Source organism: Streptomyces sp. NPDC107559 (assembly GCF_055657365.1).
The window spans coordinates 146108-172570 of the sequence record NZ_JBVKBD010000003.1; the positions used below are offsets into that span (position 1 = coordinate 146108).

Consider the following 26463-nt stretch of genomic DNA (forward strand, 5'->3'; position numbering starts at 1 on the left):
GGAGGAGACGGGAACATGTCAGCCAGCGTCCCCACCCGATCCCACACCCAGGCCCTCGGCCTCGGCCTCGCCCGGCGGACCGCGGCCCCGGCCGCCGCCCCGCCCCGGACGAAGGACCACCACTCGCCCGACCACCCCCCGCCCGCCCCGCCCCGGCGCTTCCCCCTCGCGGGGGCCGATCTGTCCGCGTCGATCGCGGTCTTCCTGATCGCCCTGCCCCTGTCCCTGGGAATCGCCCTGGCCACCGGCGCACCGCTCCAGTCCGGCCTGGTCGCCGCGGCCGTGGGCGGCCTGGTCGTCGGCCGGCTCGGCGGCTCCCCGCTCCAGGTCAGCGGCCCGGCGGCCGGACTCACGGTCGTCACCGCCGACCTCATCCACCGCTACGGATGGCGCACGACCTGCGCCATCACCGTCCTCGCCGGACTCGCCCAACTCGGTCTGGGCTGCCTGCGCGTGGCGCGCGGCGCGCTCGCGGTCAGCCCCGCCGTCGTGCACGGCATGCTCGCCGGCATCGGCATCACCATCGCCGTCGCACAGCTGCACATCGTGCTCGGCGGCAGTCCGCAGAGCTCGGTCCTCGCCAACCTCCGCGCGCTGCCCGCTCAGTTGGCCGGTCTGCACCCGGCCTCCGTGTCCGTGAGCGCGCTGACCCTCACCCTGCTGCTGCTCTGGCCCCGGATCCCGGGCCCGGCCGGCCGGCTGCTGCGCCGGATCCCGGCGGCGCTCGTCGCCGTCGCCGGAGCCACCACGGTCGCGGCCCTGACCGGACTGGACCTGCCCAGGGTCGACCTGCCGTCCTGGCACAGCCATGCCCTGGCCGGACTACCCGAGGGCCCGGCGCTCGGGCTGGTCGCCGCCGTGCTCACCACCACGCTGGTGTGCAGCGTGCAGTCGCTGCTCGGCGCGGTCGCGGTGGACAAGCTGGTGGCCCGGACCCCCGGCCTGAGCACCCGCGTCGGCCGCTCCCGGCTGGACCGCGAGCTGCTCGGCCAGGGCGCCGCCAACATGGTCTCCGGAGCACTCGGCGGGCTGCCCGTGGCCGGAGTGGCCGTACGCAGTTCGGCGAATGTCCAAGCCGGTGCCGTGAGCCGGAACTCCACCATGCTGCACGGCGTTCTCGTAGTGATCGCCGCGCTGCTGATGGTCCCGGTCCTGGAGCTCATCCCGCTCGCCTCGCTCGCCGCCCTGGTGATGGCCGTCGGCATCCAGATGGTGTCCCTGCACCACATCCGCACGGTGACCCGCCACCGAGAAGTGCTGGTGTACGCCGTCACCACACTCGGCGTGGTGGTCCTCGGGGTCCTGGAGGGTGTGATGCTGGGCATCGCCGTCGCCGTCGCCGTCGCCCTGCACCGCCTCACCCGCACCCGCATCACGCACGACGAGAGGGAGGGAGTCCATCACGTACACGTCCGAGGACAGCTGACGTTCCTGGCGGTGCCCCGGCTCAACCAGGCCCTGCATCTCGTACCCCAGGGCGCCCACGCCGTGGTGGAGCTGGACGGTTCGTTCATGGACCACGCGGCGTACGAGTCGCTGCACGACTGGCAGAAGACGCACACCGCACAGGGCGGTTCCGCCGAGCTGACCAGCCGCAGCGCCCGGGTCCGGATCGCCGAGCCCACCCCTGCGGCGGGGCGCCGCACCGGCACCGCGACCGCCCAGGCCGCGGAGTCCGCCGACTGCCGCTGCCGGCCCTGGACGGCCTGGCGCAACCACCAGTGCGAGGGCCCGCAGTCCGTGGCGGCGCCCGGCGGGCACCCGGCGGGGGCATCGGGCCCGCACGGCGCCGCGGCAGCCGGGTACGGTCCGGTCCGTCCTGCGCAGGACCACCCGGCCGGCGCACCGAACGGAGCGAACGGCGGAGCACCCGCCGGGGAGAACGGCAGAACACCGGGCGCCGCCCCGGCGGCCCCGTCGCCGTCGGAGCCCAGTGAGCACCAACTGGTGCGCGGCATCAGCGCGTTCCAGCGCAACACCGCTCCCCTGGTACGGGGTGAACTGGCCCGGCTGGCCCGCGAGGGCCAGCGCCCGACCCAGCTCTTCCTGACCTGTGCCGACTCGCGGCTCGTCACCTCGATGATCACCTCCAGTGGTCCGGGCGACCTCTTCGTGGTGCGCAACGTGGGCAACCTCGTCCCGCTGCCCGGTGAGGAGAGCGGGGACGACTCGGTGGGGGCCGCGATCGAGTACGCGGTGGACGTGCTGAAGGTGCGCTCCATCACGGTGTGCGGACACTCCGGGTGCGGGGCCATGCAGGCGCTGCTCGACGCCGGTCCGGGCGACGCCCGTACCCCGCTGGAGCGCTGGCTGCGACACGGCCGGCCGAGTCTGCGACGCGTGGCCGAGGAGGCCGTCGCCGACCGGCCCGGCGCCCGGATGACCGGACGCGAGCCCGAGGACGTGGTCGAGCGGCTCTGTCTGACCAACGTCGTCCAGCAGCTGGACCATCTGCGCGCGCACGAGTCGGTGACCCGGGCCCTCGGGGAAGGAGCACTGGAACTGCACGGAATGTACTTCCATGTGGGCGAGGCCCAGGCGTATCTGCTCACGGAGACCGACGGAGGCCAGGTCTTCGGCCATGTGGGGGCGGCGGATCTGACCGCGTGATCCCGGCGCCCCGCCCCGCTGGGCGGCTGAACCGGGCCGTGCGGGCGTCCGTGGGTAGGGATGACCTCGACTTCCCGGACCCCGCACCACCCTCCACATAGGTCTAAACCAATTTCTCGGCGGCCCTTGTCACCGGACCCCCGTGTCTGATGAGGTGTGGTCTGGGACACAACGGACACCCTTCGAAAGGGAGATGTCGTGAGCAACGAGAGCCTGGCCAACCTGCTCAAGGAAGAACGCAGGTTCGCGCCACCCGCCGACCTGGCCGCGAACGCCAATGTCACCGCGGAGGCGTACGAACAGGCCAAGGCTGACAGGCTCGGCTTCTGGGCCGAGCAGGCCCGGCGGCTGACCTGGGCCGAGGAGCCGACGGAGACGCTGGACTGGTCGAACCCGCCGTTCGCCAAGTGGTTCAAGGACGGCACGCTGAACGTCGCGTACAACTGCGTCGACCGGCATGTCGAGGCCGGGCACGGCGACCGGGTGGCCATCCACTTCGAGGGCGAGCCGGGCGACAGCCGCGCCCTCACCTACGCCGACCTCAAGGACGAGGTCTCCAGGGCCGCCAACGCACTGCTGGAGCTGGGGGTCCGCAAGGGCGACCGGGTCGCCGTCTACATGCCGATGATCCCCGAGACCGCGATCGCGATGCTGGCCTGCGCCCGTATCGGCGCCGCGCACTCGGTCGTCTTCGGCGGTTTCTCCGCGGACGCCCTCGCCACCCGCATCCAGGACGCCGACGCCAAGGTCGTCATCACCTCCGACGGCGGCTGGCGGCGCGGCAAGCCGTCCGCGCTGAAGCCTGCCGTCGACGAGGCGATCACCAAGGTCGACAACGTCGAGCACGTACTCGTGGTCCGCCGCACCGGCCAGGAGGTCGCGTGGCACGACGAGCGCGACGTGTGGTGGCACGAGATCGTGGAGCGGCAGTCGGCCGAGCACACGCCGGAGGCGTTCGAGGCCGAGCAGCCGCTGTTCATCCTCTACACGTCCGGCACGACGGGCAAGCCGAAGGGCATCCTGCACACGTCCGGCGGCTACCTCACCCAGGCCGCGTACACCCACCACGCCGTCTTCGACCTCAAGCCGGAGACCGACGTGTACTGGTGCACGGCCGACGTCGGCTGGGTCACCGGGCACTCGTACATCGTCTACGGGCCGCTGGCCAACGGCGCGACCCAGGTGATGTACGAGGGCACGCCCGACACCCCGCACCAGGGCCGCTTCTGGGAGATCGTGCAGAAGTACGGGGTGACGATCCTGTACACGGCGCCGACCGCCATCCGCACGTTCATGAAGTGGGGCGACGACATCCCCGCGAAGTTCGACCTGTCCTCCCTGCGCGTCCTGGGTTCGGTGGGCGAGCCCATCAACCCCGAGGCCTGGATCTGGTACCGCAAGCACATCGGCGCGGACCGGACGCCCATCGTCGACACCTGGTGGCAGACCGAGACCGGCGCGATGATGATCTCCCCGCTGCCGGGTGTCACCGAGACCAAGCCGGGTTCGGCGCAGACCCCGCTGCCGGGCATCTCCGCGACGGTCGTCGACGACGAGGCGAACGAGGTGCCCAACGGCGGCGGTGGCTACCTCGTCCTCACCGAGCCGTGGCCGTCGATGCTGCGCACCATCTGGGGCGACGACCAGCGGTTCCTCGACACGTACTGGTCCCGGTTCGAGGGCAAGTACTTCGCCGGCGACGGGGCCAAGAAGGACGAGGACGGCGACATCTGGCTGCTGGGCCGGGTCGACGACGTGATGCTCGTGTCCGGCCACAACATCTCGACCACCGAGGTCGAGTCGGCGCTCGTCTCGCACCCTTCGGTCGCCGAGGCGGCCGTGGTCGGCGCGGCGGACGAGACGACCGGGCAGGCGATCGTCGCCTTCGTCATCCTGCGCGGCACGGCGAACGCCGAGGACGAGAACCTCGTCGCCGAGCTGCGCAACCACGTCGGCGCCACCCTCGGCCCGATCGCCAAGCCCAAGCGGGTCCTGCCGGTGGCCGAGCTGCCGAAGACCCGCTCCGGCAAGATCATGCGCCGGCTGCTGCGGGACGTGGCCGAGAACCGGCAGCTGGGGGACGTCACGACACTGACGGACTCCTCGGTCATGGATCTCATCCAGTCCAAGCTCCCGGCGGCGCCGAGCGAGGACTGAGGACGGCCCGAGGGGCGCCCGGTCACACACCGGGCGCCCCTTCTGTCCACAAAGAGGCATTTGCCTGTGTAATGGTCGGGTAAACTGGCGGCTCAAGGGTGTGCCGGGAAGTCTGGTCGGCGATGCCGTCGGCGACCCCGCGCGACGGCCGTCAGTAGCCGTACCGACCCGGAGGTGCCCGTCGTGGCCGCGCCCAGCACCACCCGACGCAAGTTCCTCGGACGCCTTTCACTGCCCGAGCGCACCTACGTCATGGACGCCCTGCGCGCCGAGACGGTCGGCGGCGTGCTGCTGCTCGCCGCCGCGGTCGCGGCGCTGATCTGGTCGAACGTACCGGCGCTGCACGACAGTTACGAGAGCGTCAGCCACTTCGAGTTCGGCCCCGAGGCCCTCGGCCTGCATCTGTCCGTCGCCCACTGGGCGGCCGACGGACTGCTCGCCCTCTTCTTCTTCGTCGCCGGTATCGAACTCAAGCGTGAGCTCGTCGCCGGGGACCTGCGCGATGCCCGGGCGGCCGTACTGCCCGTGGTCGCCGCCCTGAGCGGCATGATGGTGCCCGCCCTCGTCTACGTGCTCACGAACGTCGTCGGCGGTGGCTCCCTGGACGGCTGGGCGGTCCCCACGGCCACGGACATCGCGTTCGCGCTGGCGGTGCTCGCGGTCATCGGCACCTCGCTGCCGAGCGCCCTGCGCGCCTTCCTGCTCACCCTCGCCGTCGTCGACGATCTGTGCGCGATCCTGATCATCGCCGTCTTCTTCACCGAGCGCATCGACTTCGCCGCGCTCGGCGGCGCGGTCGTCGGCCTCTGCGTCTTCTGGCTGCTGCTGCGCAAGGGCGTCCGCGGCTGGTACCTGTACGTTCCGCTCGCCCTGGTGATCTGGGGGCTGATGTACAACAGCGGCGTGCACGCCACCATCGCCGGCGTCGCCATGGGCCTGATGCTGCGCTGCACCACCCGTGAGGGCGAGGAGCACTCCCCGGGCGAGCAGGTCGAGCATCTGGCCCGGCCCCTGTCGGCGGGCCTCGCCGTGCCGCTGTTCGCCCTGTTCAGCGCGGGTGTGGTGGTCTCCGGCGGCGCGCTCATGGACGTCTTCACCAAGCCGGAGACCCTGGGCGTCGTGCTGGGGCTCGTCCTCGGCAAGGCGATCGGGATCTTCGGCGGCACCTGGCTCACCGCCCGCTTCACCCGGGCCTCCCTCAGCGAGGACCTGGCCTGGGCCGACGTGTTCGCCGTGGCCACGCTCGCCGGCATCGGCTTCACCGTCTCACTGCTCATCGGCGAGCTCGCCTTCGCGGGCGACGACGTACTGACGGACGAGATCAAGGCCTCCGTCCTGACCGGCTCACTGATCGCGGCGACGCTGGCGACCGTGCTGCTGAAGCTGCGCAACGCCAAGTACCGCGCGTTGTGCGAGCGCGAGGAGCGTGACGACGACCTCGACGGCATCCCGGACATCTACGAGCAGGACGATCCCGCGTACCACCTGCGGATGGCCGAGATCCACGACCGCAAGGCCGCCGAGCACCGCAGGATGGCCCGGGAGACGGCCGCGGCCCGCAGCAGGCTTGCCGAAGTGGCGGGCGGGGCAGGCGAGGAGGACGACGGTCCGGCATGATCTGACGAGACGGTACAAAAGAGCGGGACCGGACGCAGCCGGACAGACGTCGGACAGACTCCGCGCCGACGTCGTCCGTACGGCCGCACCTTCCGCACGCAGACACAGGGAGACCTCGATGAGCGCACCCGACGGCAGCCCGGTCGGCGCCGAACGCAGCATCGGCCAGCTGTTCGCCTCGGCGACGACCGAATTGTCGGCGCTGGTGCACGACGAGATCGCGCTGGCGAAGGCCCAGCTGAAGCAGGACGTCAAGAAGGGCGCGACGAGCGGCGGCGCGTTCTCCGTCGCCGCCATGGTCCTGCTGTTCTCCCTGCCGATGCTGAACTTCGCCCTCGCCTACGGCATCCGGACCTGGAGCGGCTGGAACCTCGCCATCTGCTTCCTGCTGTCCTTCGCCGCGAACGTCCTCGTGGCGGCCGTACTGGCCCTGATCGGCGTCGTCTTCGCGAAGAAGGCCAAGCGCAGCAAGGGCCCGCAGAAGGTCGCCGCCTCGATGAAGGAGACGGCCGTCGTGCTCCAGCACGCCAAGCCGCACCCGCGCCCGGAGCCCCTCGCGCTGGAGGACGGCGCGCCCGCGGCCATCGAAGCTGTGGCACGCTCGTCCTCATGACGGACCCCGGCACCCCCTCGGCGCAGCCCACCTCGGTCGTACGCTCGGACGTACCCGGCGGACACCGGGTGACGCACCGGGACGTCGCCGCCAACGGCGCCCGCTTCCACATCGCCGAGCTGGGCGACGGCCCCCTGGTGATGCTGGTGCACGGCTTCCCCCAGTTCTGGTGGGCCTGGCGGCACCAGCTGGTCGCGCTGGCCGAGGCGGGCTACCGGGCCGTCGCCATGGATCTGCGCGGGGTGGGCGGCAGCGACCGCACCCCGCGCGGCTACGACCCGGCCAACCTCGCCCTGGACATCACCGGCGTGATCCGCTCGCTCGGCGAGCCGGACGCCGCGCTGGTCGGCCACGGCCTGGGCGGCTATCTGTCGTGGACGGCGGCCGTGATGCGCCCGAAGCTGGTACGACGCCTCGCGGTCGCCTCGATGCCGCACCCCCGGCGCTGGCGCTCCGCGATGCTCTCCGACCTCAAGCAGTCCGCGGCGAGTTCCTACGTCTGGGGGTTCCAGCGGCCCTGGATCCCGGAGCGGCAGCTCACCGCGGACGACGGCGCGCTGGTCGGCCGGCTGATCCGGGACTGGTCCGGGCCGCGGCTGCCGGACGACGAGGCGGTCGAGACGTACCGCCGCGCCATCTGCATCCCCTCGACCGCGCACTGCTCCATCGAGCCGTACCGGTGGATGGTCCGCTCCCTCGCCCGGCCCGACGGCATCCAGTTCAACCGCCGGATGAAGCGGCCCGTACGGGTGCCGACCCTCCATCTGCACGGCTCGCTGGACCCGGTGATGCGCACGCGCAGTGCGGCCGGGTCCGGGGAGTACGTCGAAGCGCCGTACCGCTGGCGCCTGTTCGACGGGCTGGGCCACTTCCCGCACGAGGAGGATCCGGTCGCCTTCTCGGCCGAACTCGTCAACTGGCTGAAGGACCCCGAGCCCGACCGGTGACCCGCGCGGTGTGCCCGGCAGCCGAGGCCCGATCGGTCACCCTCGTGGCGTGCCCGGTATCCGAACGTGAACAACTGTCCTACGAACAGCCAATTGCCTGGCGCATAGGCCAATTGAGGGCCCGGGAGGCGGTTATCGACCTTGGGGCAGGGGCAGACGTCGGGGTATGGGCTGGACGCACGACTACAGTGACGCAGCACGCAACCGCCGCTCCGCCGGTGGTCTGAGCTCCCACCAGAGGGGCGCCCCGCAGCTCGCGGGCGCGGACCCCAGGGTGGGAATCCCGCGCATCCTGCGCCGCCGGGCCCGCTGGGTCTCGGTGCGTCTGCGCCACCCGCGCGGCTGACCCGCGCGGGCCGCACCGGCCCGGGGACGGTCCGGCGGCAGTCCGGCGGCAGTCCGGCGGCAGTCCGGCGGCAGTCCGGCGGAAAACGCCTCAGAGTGCGCAGCTGTCGCTGTCCACCTGCTGGTTCGCGGTCCGTCCCGCGGCGATGTCCTGCCGGATCTCGTCCACGGTGAGCGCGTATCCGGTGTCGGCGTCGTCGAGCGACTTCGCGAACACCACGCCGTACACCTTGCCGTCGGGTGTGAGCAGCGGGCCGCCGGAGTTGCCCTGCCGGACGATCGTGTAGAGCGAGTAGACGTCGCGGCGCACGGTGCTCCGGTGGTAGATGTCCGGACCGTTCGCCGAGATGCGTCCGCGCACACGCGCGGCACGGACGTCGTACGACCCGTTCTCCGGGAAGCCCGCGACGATCGCGCTGTCGCCGCTCGCGGCGTCCTCGGACGCGAACCGCAGCGCGGGTGCCTGGAGATCCGGTACGTCGAGTACGGCGATGTCGCGCCGCCAGTCGTAGAGGACGACCGTGGCGTCGTAGCGCTTGCCCTCGCCGCCGATCTGGACGGTGGGCTCGTCGACGCCGCCCACGACATGGGCGTTGGTCAGCACCCGGCGGTTGCCGAAGACGAAGCCGGTGCCCTCCAGGACCTTGCCGCAACTCTCGGCGGTGCCGGTGACCTTGACGATGGAGCGCTGCGCGCGCAGGGCGACCGCACTGTTGGCAAGGGCCTGGTCCGGCGGCCGGACATCGGTGATCGGTTCGTTCGAGAACGGGCTGAAGACCTGTGGGAAGCCGTTCTGCGCAAGGACCGAGGAGAAGTCGGCGAACCAGGTGTCGGCCTGGTCGGGCAGCGCCCGGGACACCCCGAGGAGCACCTTGGAGCTGCGGACCTCCTTGCCGAGGGTCGGCAGGGTGGTGCCCGCGAGTGCCGAGCCGATCAGCCAGGCGACCAGCAGCATGGCGACGACGTTGACGAGGGCGCCGCCCGTCGCGTCCAGGGCGCGGGCCGGGGACCAGGTGATGTACCGGCGCAGCTTGTTGCCGAGATGGGTGGTCAGGGCCTGCCCGACGGAGGCGCAGACGATGACGACGACCACCGCGACGACGGCGGCCGTGGTGCTGACCTCCGAGTTGTCGGTGAGCCAGTCCCAGATGACGGGCAGGAGATACACGGCCACGAGACCGCCGCCCAGGAAGCCGATCACCGACAGGATGCCGACGACGAACCCCTGGCGATAGCCGACGATCGCGAACCACACGGCCGCGACCAACAGCAGGATGTCCAGCACGTTCACCGCTTCAGGCCTCGCCTCAACACTTGCCGGTTACTCCAGACGGCCGGGGGTCCGGAGCTTGTCCTCCGGATGGACACGACTTGGTGGACACCCTGTCATGACCGCCAGTCGAGTGGCACCGTCTTCTCACGGTCCCAGGGCCGCTCCCAGCCCGCGTAGTGGAGCAATCGGTCGATCACACCGGCCGTGAATCCCCACACCAGGGCCGATTCGACCAGAAATGCCGGACCTCGGTGGCCGCTGGGGTGGACGGTGGTGGCACGGTTCGCCGGGTCCGTGAGATCCGCCACGGGGACCGTGAAGACCCGGGCCGTCTCGTTCGGGTCGACGACCCCGACCGGGCTCGGCTCACGCCACCAGCCCAGCACCGGGGTCACGACGAAGCTGCTGACCGGGATGTACAGCTTGGGCAGCACACCGAAGAGCTGGACACCGGCCGGATCGAGGCCGGTCTCCTCCTCGGCCTCGCGCAGGGCCGCCCGCAGGGGGCCGTCGGCCTTCGGGTCGCCGTCCTGCGGATCCAGGGCGCCGCCGGGGAACGAGGGCTGGCCGGCGTGGGAACGCAGCGAGCCGGCCCGCTCCATCAGCAGCAGTTCCGGGCCGCGCTCTCCCTCGCCGAACAGGATCAGTACGGCCGACTGCCGTCCCGCGCCGTTCTCCGGGGGCAGGAAGCGGCTCAGTTGGAGTGGCTCCACCGTCTCGACGGCGTCCACCACCGGGTCGAGCCACCGGGGCAGTCCGCTCCTGCTCAGCGCCACCGGCCCGCCCTGGGTACCACTCGCCCGCGTCATCGCCACCCCCGTCGTCCTGCCCGTTCCAACGCGCCACACCCCCGAGATCGTTCCGGCCCCGGTCCGCCGGTCATCCGGACCCCAGCGGAGGCGCCGGCCTGCCGCCCGCGTCCAGGTAGGACTGCGGGGGGTTCAGGCGCTGGCCCGGGAAGCCGCCCTTCTCGTACTTGAGCAGCTTCCGTGCCTTCTCCGGATCCGTCTCGCCCTCGCCGTACGCCGGGCAGAGCGGGGCGATGGGGCAGGCGCCGCAGGCCGGCTTGCGGGCGTGGCAGATGCGGCGGCCGTGGAAGATCACGTGATGCGAGAGCATCGTCCAGGCACTCTTGGGGAAGAGCGCCCCGACCGCCGCCTCGATCTTGTCCGGGTCGCTCTCCTCGGTCCATCGCCAGCGCTTCACCAGCCGCTGGAAGTGCGTGTCCACGGTGATGCCGGGTCGGCCGAAGGCGTTGCCGAGCACGACGAACGCGGTCTTGCGGCCGACGCCGGGCAGCTTGACGAGATCCTCCAGCCGGCCCGGGACCTCACCGCCGAACTGCTCGGCCAGGGCCTTGGAGAGGCCTATCACCGACTTGGTCTTGGCCCGGAAGAAGCCCGTGGGGCGCAGGATCTCCTCGACCTCCTCGGGGTCGGCCGCGGCCAGGTCCTCGGGGGTGGGGTACCGGGCGAAGAGGGCGGGCGTGGTCTGGTTGACCCGCAGGTCCGTGGTCTGGGCGGACAGCACCGTGGCGACCAGCAGCTGGAAGGGGTTCTCGAAGTCCAGCTCGGGGTGGGCGTAGGGGTAGATCTCGGCGAGCTCGCGGTCGATGCGCCGGGCACGGCGGACGAGGGCGGTGTGCGACTCGGCCTTCGGGGGCCGCGCGGCCTTGACCGGCGCGGCGGCTCCGGCCGGCTCGGCGGCCTTCGCGGGCGCGGTGGCTCCGGCCGGCTCGGTCGGCTTCGCGGCCGTCTTCTTCCTCCGACCCGCCGTCACCGTCTTCTTCGCCGGGGCCTCGACGGCCGCCTCCGCCGCCTCCGCCGCCTCGCTCACGTGCGCCGCTTTCGCCGTCTTCTTTCCACCATCGGACTCCTGTTCGCCCACAGCGGAATCACGCCGTGCACCCACCCGTACAGCCCCCTTGGCCTGTGCTCTCACCGGCTTTTTGGACACCCGGCCAGCCTAGAGCCCGGCACCGACATCCGCTTTGGAGCCCGAAGATCGGCCCCCAATTGGCCCCCTGCCGCTTACCTCGGGACATGTGTGCGGCATCCTTGTGACAGATCACACTGTTTGGACCGTCCGGCAAAATGGGGAACACGGTCCCCTGATACACCGGGGAGCAAGATCCCCTGAGCAGGTCGACAAGGAGAGAACTCGTGGACGATGTTCTGCGGCGCAACCCGCTCTTCGCGGCACTCGACGACGAGCAGGCCGCGGAGCTTCGCGCCTCCATGAGTGAGGTGACCCTGGCTCGCGGCGACTCCCTCTTCCACGAGGGCGACCCGGGAGACCGGCTCTACGTGGTCACCGAGGGCAAGGTCAAGCTGCATCGCACCTCCCCCGACGGCCGCGAGAACATGCTCGCGGTGGTCGGCCCCAGCGAACTCATCGGCGAGCTGTCGCTCTTCGACCCGGGCCCGCGGACCGCGACGGCCACGGCGCTGACCGAGGTGAAGCTGCTCGGCCTCGGCCACGGCGACCTCCAGCCCTGGCTGAACGCCCGCCCCGAGGTGGCCACCGCGCTGCTGCGGGCCGTCGCCCGCCGCCTGCGCAAGACCAACGACGCCATGTCCGACCTGGTCTTCTCGGACGTCCCGGGCCGCGTGGCCCGCGCCCTGCTGGACCTCTCCCGGCGCTTCGGCGTGCAGTCCGAGGAGGGCATCCACGTCGTCCACGACCTGACGCAGGAGGAGCTGGCCCAGCTCGTCGGCGCCTCGCGCGAGACGGTGAACAAGGCGCTCGCCGACTTCGCCCAGCGCGGCTGGCTCCGCCTGGAGGCGCGCGCCGTGATCCTGCTGGACGTGGAGCGACTGGCGAAGCGCTCGCGCTGACCCGGCTTCGACCGGCCGGCTGACGACACCGCACACTGACCCGTCGTCAACCGGACGCCCGTCACCACGAGCCGACCCCGTCGGGCCGTCGCCCCGGCCCCGCCGCACCGATGTCGCCGAGCCGGCGCCCCGTCCCGTACCGCGCCGAAAATGCGGGGCGCCGCCGCGGTCGCCGGGGCACAGTGAACGCGTGACCGAAACCGTTCGCCGCCCCGGCCTCGACGCCGGGGGACACATCGTCCGCGAAGGCTCCCTCGCACGCGTGCCGCCCGACTACCACCCCGTCGTGACCACGGCACGGCAGCGGCTGACGGACGTGTTCGGCGCGCGCCTGCACAGCGCGTACCTCTATGGCTCGATCCCGCGGGGCACCGCGCGCGTGGGGCGCAGCGACCTGGATCTGCTCCTCGTCCTGCACGCGGAACCGACCGAGGCGGACCGGGCGGACGCACAGGCCCTGGACGCGGAGCTCGACGCCAAGTTCCCGCAGCTCGACGGGTGCGGCACGCTGCTGTTCGGCCGCGAGCGGGTGCTGAGCGGCCTGGAGCGCCACGACCTCGGCTGGTTCGTCGCGTGTCTGTGCACACCGCTGCTGGGCGAGGACCTCGCCGCCGTTCTGCCGCGCTACCGCCCCGGCACGCTGCTCGCCCGGGAGACCAACGGGGACCTGGCCCTGCTCCTGCCGCGCTGGCGCCGGCGGATCGCCGACGCGCAGGACACCGGGCAGGCGCGGCGGCCCCTCGTCCGCTTCATGTCGCGCCATCTGGTCCGCACCGGCTTCACCCTGGTCATGCCCCGCTGGAACGGCTGGACCAGCGACCTGCACGAGATGGCCGGGGCGTTCGGCGGCTACTACCCGCAGCGGGCCGGGCAGCTGCGGGCCGCGGCCGTGCTCGGGTACGAGCCGACGGGCGATCCGGACGTCCTGCGGTCGTACGTCGACGACCTCGGCCCGTGGCTCGCCGAGGAGTACGCGCGCGTGCACGGCGTCAAGGCGGCCAGGCCCGGCTGAGCCGCCGGGGACCGCGGAGCACGGCGGGCGGACCCGGCGAGCGGGCTCGGAGCCGGGACCGGAAGTCCGGTCAGATGCGCCGGCCCGGGATGAGCCCGTGCTCCTCCAGGTACTCCAGCTGCGCCCGTACCGAGAGCTCCGCCGCCGGCCACAGGGAGCGGTCGACGTCCGCGTACACGTGGGCGACCACCTCGGCCGGGCTCCGGTGGCCGTTCTCGACGGCCGTCTCGATCTGGGCGAGCCGGTGGGCGCGGTGGGCGAGATAGAACTCGACGGCGCCCTGGGCGTCCTCCAGGACCGGCCCGTGGCCCGGCAGCACCGTGTGGACGCCGTCGTCGACCGTGAGCGACCTCAGCCGCCGCAGGGAGTCCAGATAGTCGCCCAGGCGGCCGTCGGGGTGCGCCACCAGCGTCGTACCGCGGCCCAGGACCGTGTCGCCGGTCAGGACGGCGCGGTCGGCCGGGAGGTGGAAGCACAGGGAGTCCGAGGTGTGGCCGGGGGCCGGCACCACCCGCAGCTCCAGGCCGCCGACCTCGATGACCTGCCCGGCGGCCAGCCCCTCGTCGCCCAGCCGCAGGGCCGGGTCCAGGGCCCGCACCTTGGTGCCCGTCAGCTCGGCGAAGCGGGCGGCGCCCTCCGCGTGGTCGGGGTGGCCGTGCGTCAGCAGGGTCAGCGCGACCCGCTTGCCGGCCTGCCCGGCCATGTCGACGACGGCGCCGAGGTGGCCCTCGTCCAGCGGGCCCGGGTCGACCACGACGGCCAGGTCGGAGTCCGGCTCGGCGAGGATCCAGGTGTTGGTGCCGTCCAGGGTCATCGCGGAGGCGTTGGGAGCCAGGACGTTGACGGCCCGTCGGGTGGCGGGGCCGGAGAGGACACCGCCCCGCGGCTGGCCGGGAAGGGCTGCTGCGTCCGTCATTCGGGGGCTCCACCGGTCGGGATGTGCTTGGTGAACTCGTCGTGGCCGGGCCAGGAGAGGACGACCTCGCCGTTCTCCAGGCGGGCGCGCGCCAGCACGGGGGTCAGATCGCGGCCGGGCGCGGCGGCCAGCGCCTCGGCCGCGGTGGCGTACGGGACCAGCTGGCGCAGGGTCGCCACGGTGGGCGGCATCATCAGCAGCTCGCCCTTGTCGTACGAGGCCGCCGCCTCCGCCGGCCGGATCCACACCGTGCGGTCGGCCTCCGTGGAGACGTTGCGGGTGCGCTGGCCCTCGGGGAGGGCGGCCACGAAGAACCAGGTGTCGTAGCGGCGCGCCTCGAACTCGGGGGTGATCCAGCGCGTCCAGGCGCCGAGCAGGTCGGAGCGCAGGACCAGGCCGCGACGGTCGAGGAAATCCGCGAAGGACAGGTCGCGGGCGACCAGCGCGGCGCGGTCGGCCTCCCAGTCCGCGCCCGTGGTGTCGCCGACGACCGTGTCGGGGGTCGGCCCGGCCAGCAGGACGCCGGCCTCCTCGTACGTCTCCCGTACGGCCGCGCAGACGATCGCCTGGGCGGCCTTCTCGTCGACGCCGAGCCGGTCGGCCCACCACGCGCGCGTGGGGCCCGCCCAGCGCACGAGGTGGTCGTCGTCGCGGGCGTCCACGCCGCCGCCCGGGTACGCGTACGCGCCCCCGGCGAAGGCCATGGAGGCGCGTCTGCGCAGCATGTGCACGGCGGGGCCGCCGTCGCTGTCCTTCAGGAGCATGACGGTGGCCGCGCGCCTGGGGGTCACGGGGGTGAGTGTGCCCTCCGTGAGCGCACGGATGCGCTCGGGCCAGTCCGCGGGAAACCACTGCCCATTCGCCATGGGCGGAGGCTATCCCGTAGCGCGCGGATGTTCGAGGGCCACGATCACCGAGCCCGGCGGAAGAACCCCTGGAAGGGCCCCAGGGAGCCCTTCGCGGGGCCCCTGGGGAACCCCGGACGGAGTAGGCCCGGGGAACGGGTTCACGCGTGCGTGAGCTCCACCTGGATCTCGACCTCGACCGGGGCGTCCAGCGGCAGCACCGCCACGCCGACCGCGCTGCGCGCGTGCACGCCCTTGTCGCCGAGCACCTCGCCCAGCAGCTCGCTGGCGCCGTTGACGACACCGGGCTGGCCGGTGAAGTCGGACGCCGAGGCCACGAAGCCGACGACCTTCACCACGCGCGCGATGCGGTCCAGGTCGCCGGCGACGGACTTCACGGCGGCCAGCGCGTTCAGCGCGCAGGTGCGGGCCAGTTCCTTGGCCTCCTCGGCGGTGACCTCCGCGCCCACCTTGCCGGTGACCGGAAGCTTGCCGTCCACCATCGGGAGCTGGCCGGAGGTGTACACGTACACGCCGGACTGCACGGCCGGCTGGTACGCGGCGAGCGGCGGCACGACGGCCGGCAGGGTCAGGCCCAGTCCGGCGAGCTTCTCCTCGACGGCGCTCATGCCTGCCGCTCCCGCTTCAGGTAGGCCACGAGCTGCTCGGGGTTGTTCGGCCCGGGCACGACCTGGACGAGCTCCCAGCCGTCCTCGCCCCAGGTGTCCAGGATCTGCTTCGTGGCATGGACGAGCAGTGGCACGGTTGCGTATTCCCACTTGGTCATGTGGCCGACTTTATCCGCTGTGACCGGTGGGACAGGCGGTCGGCCACGACGGTCGGTACGAGCGGCGGTACGAACAGCAGTGCACCGGCCTCCACAGCGGTCGCCGGGGCGCTTTCCGGACCGCCGACGACCGCCCCTGCGTCCTCCCGCCGCCCGGGAAACCGCAGGCGGGCGGCCGTGTCCCGGCCTCGTCGCGCACAGGCCATGTGGCCGAGTTCCGCCCCTGTTGTCCACAGCCTGCCGGTTGGCTCGGGCGCGGACTGGTTACGCTCGAAGACGTGAGCAGGCTCCAGGTCGTCAGCGGCAAGGGCGGGACCGGAAAGACGACGGTCGCCGCCGCCCTCGCGCTGGCCCTCGCGACCGAGGGGAAGCGGACGCTTCTCGTCGAGGTCGAGGGCCGGCAGGGCATCGCACAGCGCTTCGAGACGGAGGCGCTGCCCTACGAGGAGCGGAAGATCGCCGTCGCTCCGGGGGGCGGGGAGGTGTTCGCCCTCGCCATCGACCCCGAACTGGCCCTGTTGGACTACCTCCAGATGTTCTACAAGCTGGGCAGCGCCGGCCGGGCCCTGAAGAAGCTCGGCGCGATCGACTTCGCCACCACCATCGCGCCCGGCCTGCGGGACGTGCTCCTGACCGGCAAGGCCTGCGAGGCGGTGCGCAGAAAGGACAAGACCGGCCGGTTCAGGTACGACTACGTCGTCATGGACGCGCCCCCCACGGGCCGCATCACGCGCTTCCTCAACGTCAACGACGAGGTGGCGGGCCTGGCGAAGATCGGGCCGATACACAATCAGGCCCAGGCCGTGATGCGGGTGCTGAAGTCGGCGGAGACGGCCGTGCACCTGGTGACGCTGCTGGAGGAGATGCCCGTCCAGGAGACCGCCGACGGCATCGCGGAACTGCGTGCCGCCCGGCTGCCGGTGGGGCGGGTCATCGTGAACATGGTGCGGCCCGAGGTGCTGGACGCGGCCGACCTGGAACTCGTACGGACCGTGCCGCGCGCCGCCGTGGCGCGCTCGCTGTCGGCCGCCGGACTCGGCGGGGCACGGCGCGGCGGGCACGCCGAGCGGCTGGTGGACCCCCTGCTGGCGCAGGCCGAGGAGTACGCCGAGCGGCACACGCTGGAGCACGAGCAGCGCGCCGTCCTGGGCGAGCTGGGCCTGCCGTTGCACGAACTGCCGCTGCTCGCCGAGGGCATGGACCTGGCGGGCCTGTACGAGCTGGCCACCGAGCTGCGGAAGCAGGGGATGTCATGAGTCCGGACCCGACGCCCGCGCAGGACACCGCGCGCCGTCTCGCCCCCGCGCGCGTGCTCGACCTCGATCCGCTGCTCGACGACCCCGGGACCCGCATCGTCGTGTGCTGCGGCTCGGGCGGGGTCGGGAAGACCACCACCGCGGCGGCGCTGGGCCTGCGTGCGGCCGAGCGGGGCCGCAAGGTCGTCGTCCTCACCATCGACCCGGCCCGTCGGCTGGCCCAGTCGATGGGCATCGACTCGCTCGACAACACCCCGCGGCGCGTCAAGGGCGTCGAGGGCAGTGGTGAACTGCACGCCATGATGCTCGACATGAAGCGCACCTTCGACGAGATCGTCGAGGCGCACGCCGACCGGGAGCGGGCGGCCACGATCCTGAGCAACCCCTTCTACCAGTCGCTCTCGGCGGGCTTCGCGGGCACGCAGGAGTACATGGCGATGGAGAAGCTCGGGCAGCTGCGGGCCCGGGACGAATGGGATCTGATCGTCGTCGACACACCGCCGTCCCGCTCGGCGCTGGACTTCCTCGACGCGCCGAAGCGGCTCGGGTCGTTCCTGGACGGACGGCTGATCCGGCTGCTGACGGCGCCGGCGAAGCTGGGCGGGCGCGCGGGCATGGCGTTCCTGAACGTCGGGATGTCGATGATGACCGGCACGCTCGGCAAGCTGCTGGGCGGTCAGCTGCTGAGGGACGTACAGACGTTCGTGGCCGCGATGGACACGACCTTCGGCGGCTTCCGCACCCGCGCGGACGCGACGTACAAGCTGCTCCAGGCGCCCGGAACGGCGTTCCTGGTGGTCGCGGCCCCGGAGCGGGACGCGCTGCGCGAGGCCGCCTACTTCGTGGAGCGGCTGGCCGCGGAGAAGATGCCGCTGGCCGGTCTGGTGCTCAACCGGGTCCACGGCAGCGGAGCCGCCCGGCTGTCGGCCGAGCGGGCGCTCGCCGCCGCCGAGAATCTCGACCTCGCCGCCGATATCGCCGATGCCGCCGAGGAGAGTTCCGACCCCGCCGTCGGACCCGTTGCGGAAAATCTTGAAGAGTCTCGCATTGTGGATCAGGACGGCGGGAAGGTTGGTCTTCGTAACTCTCCCGACACGTACGACAGTTCAGAGTCCCCCGCGTCGCGGCCCGGCCCCCCGGCCCCGGAGCGGGCCAGCGAAGCCGATCAGCCCACCGGAGCCCATCACAGCGTCGAGCAGCTCACCGCAGGCCTGCTGCGCCTGCATGCCGAACGTATGCAACTACTCTCCCGCGAGCAGCGCACACGTGACCGCTTCACCGCGCTCCACCCCGAGGTGGCCGTGGCCGAAGTGGGCGCGCTGCCAGGCGACGTGCACGACCTCACAGGGCTACGGGACATCGGGAACCGGCTCGCGGCCAACCGGCCGGAGCTGCCCGAGGCCGCCGACGACTGAGTCGCCGCCGGCCGAGCCGATGGTCCGCTCAGCCCACCGCCGCATAGTTCTCGTACACCTGGTCGTCGTCGAGCGGCACGATGCCCACGCCGCGCTCGTACTCCGTACGAGCCGTCTCCAGCAGCCTGCGCCAGGAGGTCACGGTGGGCCGCCTGCGCAGCAGTGCGCGGCGTTCCCGCTCCGTCATGCCTCCCCACACGCCGAATTCGACGCGGTTGTCCAGCGCATCCGCCAAGCATTCGGTGCGTACCGGACATCCGGTGCACACCGCCTTGGCCCTGTTCTGCGCTGCTCCCTGCACGAACAGTTCATCCGGATCGGTAGTGCGGCAGGCAGCCTGCGCACTCCAGTCGGTAACCCAGCCCATACCGGCGCCGTCCTCTCCCGAATCGAGGCTCCCCCACGGCGGCAGCGGCATATTCACCGCCGCCAGTTGAGGACGTTACGGAAGGCGGGGACAGCGCAACACCCCCTTCGGGCCCAATCTTGAATGGCCCGAACGGACTATGGGTAAGCGGCAGATCACCCGGGGGAGTGAGCTGGCGACATACGCGACTATCCCGGCAAAAACGGGACAGTTCTGTCTGGTCACAACGGGCGCCATGCGACACAGAAGGCGGATTCGGACACGTCCCCATCAAAAAAACCGGGGAACCTCCGGAACGATTCGGGGTCGCCGGACGTATTGATACGTAGCCCTACTGCTGTGACAGTTGAGAACAGCTTAGGCCAAGGCATATACGCGTGTCCGGCGAATGAGAACGTAGGCTGCCCTCATGCCAAAGAAGCGCTCGGGCGGTGGCCTGTCGGCAACACAGCAGGCTGCCAAGTTCCTCGGTGTCAGCGTGCTCGCGGGAGCCGTCCTGGCCGGTATCGCCCTGCCCGCCTTCGGCGTGCTGGGCCTGGCCGCCAAGGGATCGGTGGAGAGCTTCGACGAGCTCCCGGCCAACCTGAAGACGCCGCCGCTGAGTCAGCGCACCACCATCCTCGACGCCGACGGCGGCCAGATCGCCACGGTGTACTCGCGCGACCGCACGGTGGTCGAGCTCAAGAGCATCTCGCCGTACATGCAGAAGGCGATCGTCGCGATCGAGGACTCGCGCTTCTACCAGCACGGCGCCGTCGACCTGAAGGGCGTCCTGCGCGCCCTGAACAAGAACGTGCAGAGCAGCGGTGTCGCCCAGGGCGGATCCACGCTCACCCAGCAGTACGTGAAGAACGTCTTCGTCGAGGAGGCGGGCGACGACCCCACGAAGGTCGCCCAGGCCACCCAGCAGACCCCCGGCCGCAAGATCAAGGAACTGAAGTTCGCGATCCAGGTCGAGGAAGAGCTCGGCAAGAAGAAGATCCTCGAGAACTACCTGAACATCACGTTCTTCGGTGAGCAGGCCTACGGCGTCGAGGCGGCGGCCCAGCGCTACTTCTCCAAGCACGCCAAGGACCTCACCCTGCCGGAGTCGGCGATGCTCGCCGGCATCGTGCAGTCCCCGAGCCGCTACGACCCGGTGAACGACGAGGCGGAGGCCACCAAGCGCCGCAACGTCGTGCTCCAGCGCATGGCCGAGGTCGGCGACATCTCCCAGGCCGAGGCCGACGAGGCCAAGGAGACGCCGCTGAAGCTGAAGGTCAGCCAGCCCAAGAACGGCTGCATCACCGCCGTCCGCGGCGCCAGTTTCTTCTGCAAGTACGTCGAGAAGGTCTTCCTGAACGACCCGGTCTTCGGCAAGACGCAGGAGGAGCGGGCCAAGCTCTGGAACCAGGGCGGCCTGACCATCCGCACCACGCTCCAGCCGCAGGCCCAGGAGTCGGTGCAGGCCTCGCTGAAGTCCCACGTCAACAAGTCGGACAAGGTCGCCGCGGCGGCCACCCTGGTGGAGCCCGGCACCGGCAAGATCGTCGGGATGGGCCAGTCGAAGCCGTACGGCTACGGCAAGAACGAGACCGAGTACAACTTCTCGGTCAACGCCCAGATGGGCGGATCGAACTTCGGCTTCCCGACCGGCTCGACGTTCAAGCCGTTCGTGGCCGCGGCCGCGCTGGAGGGCGGCAAGCCCGCCACCCAGGAGTACTCGTCGCCGTACGACATGCCCTACCCGAGCCCGGTCCAGACGTGCAGCAGCAAGCCGTGGGTCAACCAGCACGGCGAGAAGGTGGAGAACGAGAGCGAGTCGGAGCACGGGCCGTACCAGATGAAGGAGGCGATGGAGAAGTCGGTCAACACCTACTTCGTGCAGATGATCTCCGACGTCGGTCTGTGCCCCGTGGCGAAGATGACCGACGCGCTGCACGTGACGCAGGGCAACGGCACCAAGCTTCCCGAGACCCCCTCCATCGCCCTCGGCGCGGTCGGCCTCTCGCCGCTGACGATGGCCAGCGCGTACGCCGCCTTCGCCTCCCGGGGCATGTACTGCACGCCGATCGCCATCGAGTCGATCTCGCAGAAGCTCGGCAACCAGCAGAAGTCGCTGGAGATCCCGAAGTCGACGTGCTCGCGCGCGATGACCGAGAAGACGGCCGACACGGTGAACACGCTGCTGCGCGGTGTGGTCGACTCCGGTACGGGCCAGCAGGCCGGTCTCACCGACCGCGAGAGCGCCGGCAAGACGGGTACCACGGACGAGCGCAAGAACGCCTGGTTCGTCGGCTACACGCCGAACCTGTCGGGCGCCGTCTGGGTCGGCAGCGCCTCCCAGAAGGTCCAGATGAAGGGCATCACGATCGGCGGCGTCTACCGCGCGCTGGTCTACGGCGGTGAGGTGCCGGGCCCGATCTGGAAGGACGCCATGACCGGCGCCCTGTCGGGCAAGCCCGTCCAGTCCTTCAACCTCGTCGACATCCCGGACGCCCCGAAGGACGACGAGGACCGGGACAGGGGCGACGACGACCACGGCAACAACGGCAGCAACCCCACCAAGGGCGGGTTCATCCAGGGCCTGACGAACGGCGGCAACAACGGCGGGAACCTCCCGAACCCCACGTACTCGCTCCCGGACGGCTTCATCCAGGGCAACAACGGGAACGGGGGACGGCGCTGAGCCGCCCCGCCGGGACCTGAACCACGTCCTGGAACGAGGACCGGCCCCTTCCCCCGCGCCAGTGCGACGCGGAGGAAGGGGCCGGTGCCGTTCAGGAGCCGATGCCGATCAGGAGCCGACACCGTTCAGGAGCCGACACCGTTCAGGAGCCGGCTCCGTTCGAGGGTGGCGGTTCAACCCGCCAGGAGCTGCTTGACCACGGCGGCCACCCGGCCGCCCTCGGCCAGACCGGCCACCTTCGGGTTCACGATCTTCATGACGGCGCCCATGGCCCGCGGCCCCTCGGCACCGGCCGCCCTGGCCTCCTGCACGGCCTGGGAGACGATCTCGTTCAGCTCGTCGTCGGACAGCTGCTTGGGCAGGTAGGCACCGAGCAGCTCGCCCTCCGCCTTCTCCCGCTCGGCCGACTCCAGGCGACCACCCTGCTCGAAGGCCTCGGCGGCCTCGCGGCGCTTCTTCGCCTCCTTGGTGATCACCTTCAGCACCTCGTCGTCGGAGAGCTCGCGCTTCTCCTTGCCCGCGACCTCCTCCTTGGTGATCGCGGTGAGCGTCAGGCGGAGCGTCGAGGAGCGGAGCTCGTCGCGCTCCCGGATCGCGGCGTTGAGGTCTTCCTGCAACTTCGACTTGAGCGTGGTCATGCGTCCGATTGTCGCAGGTACGGAACCCGGAACGCCCGCTGATTTAAAGGGCCGGTCGCGAGCGGCCACGGAAGCCCGCGCGAGCGGGCCGGACGGCACCGCGCACGACCGGGCGGAACGGCCGCGGGACGACTGCCGGACGGCCGAGAGGCGGAACGGCCCTGGGGGACGGCCGAGTACGGCGTGCAGACGGGGTCTGACACGATGGTCGTATGCGCGCGCGATACGGAGTACCCCTGGGCATCACGGCGGTCGTGGCCGGCGGACTCCTCTACTCTGCGGGCTTCGAGGCCCGCTCCTTCCGTCTCCGTCGGGTGACGGTGCCCGTTCTCCCCGCCGGAATGCGCCCCCTGCGCATACTCCAGGTCTCCGACATCCACATGGTCGGCGGACAGCGCAAGAAGCAGCGCTGGCTGCGTTCGCTGGCGGGGCTGCGCCCGGACTTCGTGATCAACACGGGCGACAACCTCTCCGACCCGGAGGCCGTCCCGGAGGTCCTGGACGCGCTGGGCCCGCTGATGGACTTCCCGGGCGCGTACGTCTTCGGCTCCAACGACTACTACGGGCCCACGCTGCGCAACCCCGCCCGCTACCTGCTGGAGAAGACCAGCGGCAAGCACGGTCTGAACGGCAACGCGCCCGCCGTGGGCGTGGTCCACAACCCGTGGGAGGACCTGCGCGACGGCTTCGACGGCGCGGGCTGGCTCAACCTGACCAACACCCGCGGCACGCTGAAGGTCGAGGGCGTCTCGATCGAGCTGACCGGCGTGGACGACCCGCACATCAAGCGGGACCGCTACGCCCGGGTGGCCGGCGGCCCGTCGGCCTCCGCCGACTTCTCGATGGGCGTGGTGCACGCCCCCTACCTGCGGGTGCTCGACGCGTACGCGGCGGACGGCTACCCGCTGATCCTGGCCGGCCACACCCACGGCGGCCAGCTGTGCATCCCCTTCTACGGCGCGCTGGTCACCAACTGCGACCTGGACACCGACCGGGTGAAGGGCCTGTCCGCGCACACGGCGGACGGCCGCAGGGCCTTCCTGCACGTCTCGGCGGGCTGCGGCACCAGCCGCTACACGCCGGTGCGGTTCGCGTGCCCGCCGGAGGCGACGCTGCTGACGCTGGTGGGCAAGGAGTAACCACGAGGGGGCCGGGGGCCACGGAACCGCCGTCGGACGGCCGGCGTGGTCCCCCTGCGCGGGACGGGACACCGACCCGCGCGGCCGGACACCGGCCGTCACCCACACGCACCACCCGTATCGCCCGACATGCCGGTTCTGCCTAGCTTGAGGGCATGACCGCGCCGATACCCAGGGACATCCCCGACCTCCCCGCCATCCCGGGCATGGTCGCGCCCACGCTGCTGCCGTCCGGCTACGTCCCCGCCACGGCGGTGATGAACCCCCTACGCCGCCCGCTGACCGCCGTCTTCCGCCTGCTGGTGGCCGGCACGGCGGCCGCGGGCGTGACGATCGAGCTGCTCGTCGGCAGTCCGGTCCGGGTCCTGAGCCACTTCGCGATCCAGAGCAACATCCTGCTGGCCGTGGTCATGGCCCTGTCCGCCCGCCGGGCGTGGTCGGCCCGGCGACCGCTCCCCGCCCTGGTGACGGGCGCGATACTCCTCTACATCGTCATCACGGCCCTGGTCCACCATCTGCTCCTGACCGGTACGACGCCCACGTTCTCCCTGACGAACGCGCCGGGCGTCCACACGTTCCGGCAGACGGTGGCGAACCACATCCTGGTCACGATCACCCCGGCCGCGGCCGTACTGGACTGGCTGCTCCTGACCACGCCCGGCCGACTGCACCTGCGCCAGGCCGCCACCTGGCTCCTCTATCCCCTGGCCTACCTGCTGTTCTGCCTCGGCCGCGGCGAACTGATCCTCCCCGGCACCCCGGGCCGCTACCTCTATCCGTTCCTCGACGCGGACCGTCACGGCTACAAGGGCGCCCTCGCCAACGCCCTCCTCCTGGGCCTCTCCTTCTACGCCCTGGCCATCCTCCTGGTGGTCCTCGACCACGTCCGCCCCGACCCGATGCGCCACCTCGGCAAAACCGGATTTCGTCTGAGGCCACCGGTGGGCTAAAGTAAACGACGTCGCCGCGACAAGCAGGACAAGCAGCGACATCGGGGTGTAGCGCAGCTTGGCAGCGCGCTTCGTTCGGGACGAAGAGGTCGTGGGTTCAAATCCCGCCACCCCGACACAGGTCAGAGGCCCATCCGCATGATCGCGGATGGGCCTCTGACGCGTTGGAGGGCCAAACGGGGGGCCAACGGGAGTGGATCAACCCCCCGACATCAACTCATCAAGATCATCTAGGGCATCATCCAGGGCATCACCAACCCTCCGATGGCGCCACCAAAGACGAACGAAGCCATGAGCTCCTGCTTCGTACTGAGCGAGATGCGCCCCCTTGCGTAGATCATCACCATGAGGTTGATGAAGCATGCGAGAGCCACGAGCCACAGGAAGTGAGCGAGAGTCCCGAAGCTCGGATCCGCTCCTGTGCGGAATGCTGCAGCAACGACTCCGTACGCCCAGCTGGCCACAAAGCTCAAGATCGATAGCGAGTAACACAGCAAAGTCATGAGCGCGGACATGGCAACCACTCCTTAACCCGATGCGGATGGCGATCACCACTCCCGGCACAGACGTGACCACCATTGGGCTCATCAGGATGCCCGTGCCGCCGCGCCCCGCAAATCATCCTTTTGACCCTGGAAGCGACATCACAGACATGCGTACCATAGAGCTCCCAGCCTGATGGATCCGAGGCTCTCGCACTCCCGGCAGGAGACCGAGGGCAATGGATGGCAAGAGATCTGGCCCACCCATAGCGGGCCGGCAAGAAGGGCGGGCCGCCATCACAGGTGGCACGCCCGCCCTTACTCATTTCGGTGGGTGAGATGTTCTGTCAGCGCATCTCACCTGACGGTGTACCCATGCTTGTTACTTCCCCAGGACTTCACGTTGGGCTGCACGGCTGCTCACCGAAGATGTCGTCCATGGCCTCGGCTCCCCTCGTAACAACGGGCCGGAGCTGTTTGCGGTAGACCGCCTCGGTTGTGGTCTGACTGCTGTGACCAACCAACAGGGCAATGGTCTCCAGTGGGACACCGTGGTCGGAGAGTAGCGACACGAAGCTATGCCGGAGCTCCCGCGGGGTCCACTCCGGATTCAGGCCGGCTTTTCTCACGATGGCCTTGAAGTCGCGCCGAACGTTAGCCGCATCGAGCGGCTCGCCAGTCCTGGTCGTGAAGACACGGCCGGTCCGGCTCCACTCCATCCCCCTCACTGCCCGCTCCTGCTGCTGCCACCGCAGGTGCTCTTCGAGGACGTCGACCACCTGCTTCGGCAGAGCGATGGTCCGCCGGCTCTTCTTGGTCTTCGTCTCGCCGTGCTTGCGCACTGAGCGCCACACCGCGACATGCGGCGGGATACCGTCCTTCGTCTCCAGGAAGACGTGATCCCAGGTGAGGGGACGCGCCTCCTCCGTACGGACGCCGCTGAGGAGCGACAGCACCAGGTACGAGTACAGCCGCGACCCTCGCGCGGCAGCGAGCACGGCTTTGGCCTGCTCCAGGTTCAGTGCCTTACTCGGCCGACCAGGGCGCCCCTCCGGTGCGGTGACGAGCAGGGCGACGTTCCGTGCGGCCTTGTCCCTGCGCTGGGCGTGCGCGATGGAGCGGCGCAGGATGGCGAGCAGGTCGCGCAGGCTTCGCGTGGCGAGCACCTCGGCCCTGTCGTCCAACCAGTCGTCAACGTCGTCCGCGCTGAGATCCTTCAGCTTGGCCTTGCCGAGCAGTGGAATCAGGTGTTTGTTCGCCATGCTGCGGTTCTTGCTGAGGGTCTGCTCGTCCCGTCCCTTCAGGCCGCGCTCCAACCAGTCGTTCACGGCATCGGCCACGGTGTAGTTCACCGGCGACTTGACGCCGGTCTGCACCTCCTTCTTCAGGTCCCGGATCTTCTGCCGCACTTCGGTCTTCGTCTTGCCGTAGACCTTCGGCCGACGCCGCTTGCCGTTCGGGGCGTAGCCCAGGGAAACGGCCCCGACGTACCGATTCTTGGCCGCGTCCCAATAGATGGTGTCTTCGCCATGACCGGCCCTGGTGGCGCGCTTAGGGGTTTCGCTCATGCTGCGTTGTGCCTCCAAAGG

General features: G+C 70.8%; 24 protein-coding genes and 1 tRNA gene. 14 read left to right on the plus strand and 11 right to left on the minus strand.

Annotation, left to right across the window (positions count from 1 at the left end; all coding sequences use genetic code 11):
- Nucleotides 1–15 precede the first annotated feature (15 nt).
- The 6 genes from ACZ7OY_RS12130 to ACZ7OY_RS12155 all read left to right on the plus strand — a co-directional run bounded on the left by ACZ7OY_RS12130 (nucleotide 16) and on the right by ACZ7OY_RS12155 (nucleotide 8290).
- The gene (locus ACZ7OY_RS12130; RefSeq protein WP_471911315.1) at nucleotides 16–2610 is read left to right on the plus strand and encodes a SulP family inorganic anion transporter; all 2595 of its coding nucleotides are present in this window, start codon (nucleotides 16–18) and stop codon (nucleotides 2608–2610) included.
- A gap of 198 nt (nucleotides 2611–2808) precedes the next feature.
- Complete coding sequence (gene acs, locus ACZ7OY_RS12135) at nucleotides 2809–4767, plus strand: acetate--CoA ligase (protein ID WP_471911316.1); 1959 nt, start codon at nucleotides 2809–2811, stop codon at nucleotides 4765–4767.
- A gap of 183 nt (nucleotides 4768–4950) precedes the next feature.
- Entirely contained in the window at nucleotides 4951–6384 is a 1434-nt protein-coding gene (nhaA, locus tag ACZ7OY_RS12140; RefSeq protein ID WP_471911317.1) for a Na+/H+ antiporter NhaA, read from the plus strand.
- 118 nt (nucleotides 6385–6502) lie between these two features.
- Nucleotides 6503–6997 carry a phage holin family protein gene (locus tag ACZ7OY_RS12145; protein ID WP_351602719.1) on the plus strand — a complete coding sequence of 165 codons (495 nt, stop codon included), beginning with the start codon at nucleotides 6503–6505 and terminating at the stop codon, nucleotides 6995–6997.
- Nucleotides 6994–7944, plus strand: coding sequence for an alpha/beta fold hydrolase (locus tag ACZ7OY_RS12150; RefSeq protein ID WP_471911318.1), 951 nt, complete (start codon nucleotides 6994–6996; stop codon nucleotides 7942–7944). The genes ACZ7OY_RS12145 and ACZ7OY_RS12150 overlap by 4 nt, the downstream gene beginning before the upstream one ends.
- Before the next feature lie 166 nt (nucleotides 7945–8110).
- Nucleotides 8111–8290, plus strand: coding sequence for a hypothetical protein (locus ACZ7OY_RS12155; protein WP_351602723.1), 180 nt, complete (start codon nucleotides 8111–8113; stop codon nucleotides 8288–8290).
- A 90-nt stretch (nucleotides 8291–8380) separates the two neighbouring features.
- Here the strand turns inward: ACZ7OY_RS12155 and ACZ7OY_RS12160 are convergent, their stop codons facing one another.
- The 3 genes from ACZ7OY_RS12160 to nth all read right to left on the minus strand — a co-directional run bounded on the left by ACZ7OY_RS12160 (nucleotide 8381) and on the right by nth (nucleotide 11398).
- The gene (locus ACZ7OY_RS12160; RefSeq protein ID WP_471911319.1) at nucleotides 8381–9580 is read right to left on the minus strand and encodes a MarP family serine protease; all 1200 of its coding nucleotides are present in this window, start codon (nucleotides 9578–9580) and stop codon (nucleotides 8381–8383) included.
- 95 nt (nucleotides 9581–9675) lie between these two features.
- Nucleotides 9676–10371, minus strand: a complete 696-nt coding sequence (locus ACZ7OY_RS12165) for an NUDIX hydrolase (RefSeq protein WP_471911320.1) — start codon at nucleotides 10369–10371, stop codon at nucleotides 9676–9678.
- 70 nt (nucleotides 10372–10441) lie between these two features.
- Nucleotides 10442–11398: an endonuclease III gene (gene nth / locus ACZ7OY_RS12170; RefSeq protein WP_471911321.1), complete on the minus strand. Its 957-nt coding sequence runs from the start codon at nucleotides 11396–11398 to the stop codon at nucleotides 10442–10444.
- A gap of 326 nt (nucleotides 11399–11724) precedes the next feature.
- Here nth and ACZ7OY_RS12175 point away from each other — a divergent pair, with 326 nt between their 5' ends.
- Both ACZ7OY_RS12175 and ACZ7OY_RS12180 read left to right on the plus strand, forming a co-directional pair.
- Nucleotides 11725–12399, plus strand: coding sequence for a Crp/Fnr family transcriptional regulator (locus ACZ7OY_RS12175; RefSeq protein ID WP_020129286.1), 675 nt, complete (start codon nucleotides 11725–11727; stop codon nucleotides 12397–12399).
- Between the two features lie 190 nt (nucleotides 12400–12589).
- Nucleotides 12590–13411: a nucleotidyltransferase gene (locus tag ACZ7OY_RS12180; protein ID WP_471911322.1), complete on the plus strand. Its 822-nt coding sequence runs from the start codon at nucleotides 12590–12592 to the stop codon at nucleotides 13409–13411.
- Between the two features lie 70 nt (nucleotides 13412–13481).
- Here the strand turns inward: ACZ7OY_RS12180 and ACZ7OY_RS12185 are convergent, their stop codons facing one another.
- From ACZ7OY_RS12185 to ACZ7OY_RS12200, 4 genes are all read right to left on the minus strand, one after another.
- Nucleotides 13482–14327, minus strand: coding sequence for an MBL fold metallo-hydrolase (locus tag ACZ7OY_RS12185; protein ID WP_471911323.1), 846 nt, complete (start codon nucleotides 14325–14327; stop codon nucleotides 13482–13484).
- Nucleotides 14324–15193 (minus strand): NUDIX hydrolase, encoded by an 870-nt coding sequence (locus tag ACZ7OY_RS12190; protein ID WP_471911324.1) that lies wholly within the window; start codon nucleotides 15191–15193, stop codon nucleotides 14324–14326. The genes ACZ7OY_RS12185 and ACZ7OY_RS12190 overlap by 4 nt, the downstream gene beginning before the upstream one ends.
- A gap of 140 nt (nucleotides 15194–15333) precedes the next feature.
- Nucleotides 15334–15801 carry a RidA family protein gene (locus ACZ7OY_RS12195; RefSeq protein WP_351602743.1) on the minus strand — a complete coding sequence of 156 codons (468 nt, stop codon included), beginning with the start codon at nucleotides 15799–15801 and terminating at the stop codon, nucleotides 15334–15336.
- Nucleotides 15798–15959, minus strand: coding sequence for a DUF4177 domain-containing protein (locus ACZ7OY_RS12200; RefSeq protein WP_010986011.1), 162 nt, complete (start codon nucleotides 15957–15959; stop codon nucleotides 15798–15800). The genes ACZ7OY_RS12195 and ACZ7OY_RS12200 overlap by 4 nt, the downstream gene beginning before the upstream one ends.
- Before the next feature lie 278 nt (nucleotides 15960–16237).
- On the opposite strand from ACZ7OY_RS12200, the gene bagA reads away from it, so the two are divergent.
- Together bagA and bagB are read left to right on the plus strand one after the other, a co-directional pair.
- Complete coding sequence (gene bagA / locus ACZ7OY_RS12205) at nucleotides 16238–17215, plus strand: ATPase BagA (RefSeq protein WP_471911325.1); 978 nt, start codon at nucleotides 16238–16240, stop codon at nucleotides 17213–17215.
- A complete protein-coding gene (gene bagB, locus ACZ7OY_RS12210) occupies nucleotides 17212–18630 on the plus strand; it encodes an ATPase BagB (protein ID WP_471911326.1) in 1419 nt (472 codons plus the stop codon). The genes bagA and bagB overlap by 4 nt, the downstream gene beginning before the upstream one ends.
- A 28-nt stretch (nucleotides 18631–18658) precedes the next feature.
- Here the strand turns inward: bagB and wblA are convergent, their stop codons facing one another.
- The gene (wblA, locus tag ACZ7OY_RS12215) at nucleotides 18659–18997 is read right to left on the minus strand and encodes a transcriptional regulator WblA (protein ID WP_137310897.1); all 339 of its coding nucleotides are present in this window, start codon (nucleotides 18995–18997) and stop codon (nucleotides 18659–18661) included.
- Nucleotides 18998–19406: 409 nt separating this feature from the next.
- Here wblA and ACZ7OY_RS12220 point away from each other — a divergent pair, with 409 nt between their 5' ends.
- Nucleotides 19407–21665 carry a transglycosylase domain-containing protein gene (locus ACZ7OY_RS12220; protein ID WP_471911327.1) on the plus strand — a complete coding sequence of 753 codons (2259 nt, stop codon included), beginning with the start codon at nucleotides 19407–19409 and terminating at the stop codon, nucleotides 21663–21665.
- Nucleotides 21666–21838: 173 nt separating this feature from the next.
- Here the strand turns inward: ACZ7OY_RS12220 and ACZ7OY_RS12225 are convergent, their stop codons facing one another.
- Nucleotides 21839–22303, minus strand: a complete 465-nt coding sequence (locus ACZ7OY_RS12225) for a GatB/YqeY domain-containing protein (protein WP_351602751.1) — start codon at nucleotides 22301–22303, stop codon at nucleotides 21839–21841.
- 212 nt (nucleotides 22304–22515) lie between these two features.
- On the opposite strand from ACZ7OY_RS12225, the gene ACZ7OY_RS12230 reads away from it, so the two are divergent.
- The 3 genes from ACZ7OY_RS12230 (at nucleotide 22516) to ACZ7OY_RS12240 (ending at nucleotide 24508) form a co-directional block, all read left to right on the plus strand.
- A complete protein-coding gene (locus tag ACZ7OY_RS12230; RefSeq protein WP_384725148.1) occupies nucleotides 22516–23442 on the plus strand; it encodes a metallophosphoesterase in 927 nt (308 codons plus the stop codon).
- Between the two features lie 155 nt (nucleotides 23443–23597).
- Complete coding sequence (locus ACZ7OY_RS12235; RefSeq protein ID WP_471911328.1) at nucleotides 23598–24392, plus strand: Pr6Pr family membrane protein; 795 nt, start codon at nucleotides 23598–23600, stop codon at nucleotides 24390–24392.
- Between the two features lie 42 nt (nucleotides 24393–24434).
- Nucleotides 24435–24508 (plus strand) — tRNA-Pro (locus tag ACZ7OY_RS12240).
- Between the two features lie 114 nt (nucleotides 24509–24622).
- On the opposite strand, the gene ACZ7OY_RS12245 is transcribed toward ACZ7OY_RS12240, so the two are convergent.
- Nucleotides 24623–24907 (minus strand): hypothetical protein, encoded by a 285-nt coding sequence (locus ACZ7OY_RS12245; protein WP_471911329.1) that lies wholly within the window; start codon nucleotides 24905–24907, stop codon nucleotides 24623–24625.
- A gap of 365 nt (nucleotides 24908–25272) precedes the next feature.
- Nucleotides 25273–26442 (minus strand): tyrosine-type recombinase/integrase, encoded by a 1170-nt coding sequence (locus ACZ7OY_RS12250; protein WP_471911330.1) that lies wholly within the window; start codon nucleotides 26440–26442, stop codon nucleotides 25273–25275.
- Between the last annotated feature and the right edge of the window lie 21 nt (nucleotides 26443–26463).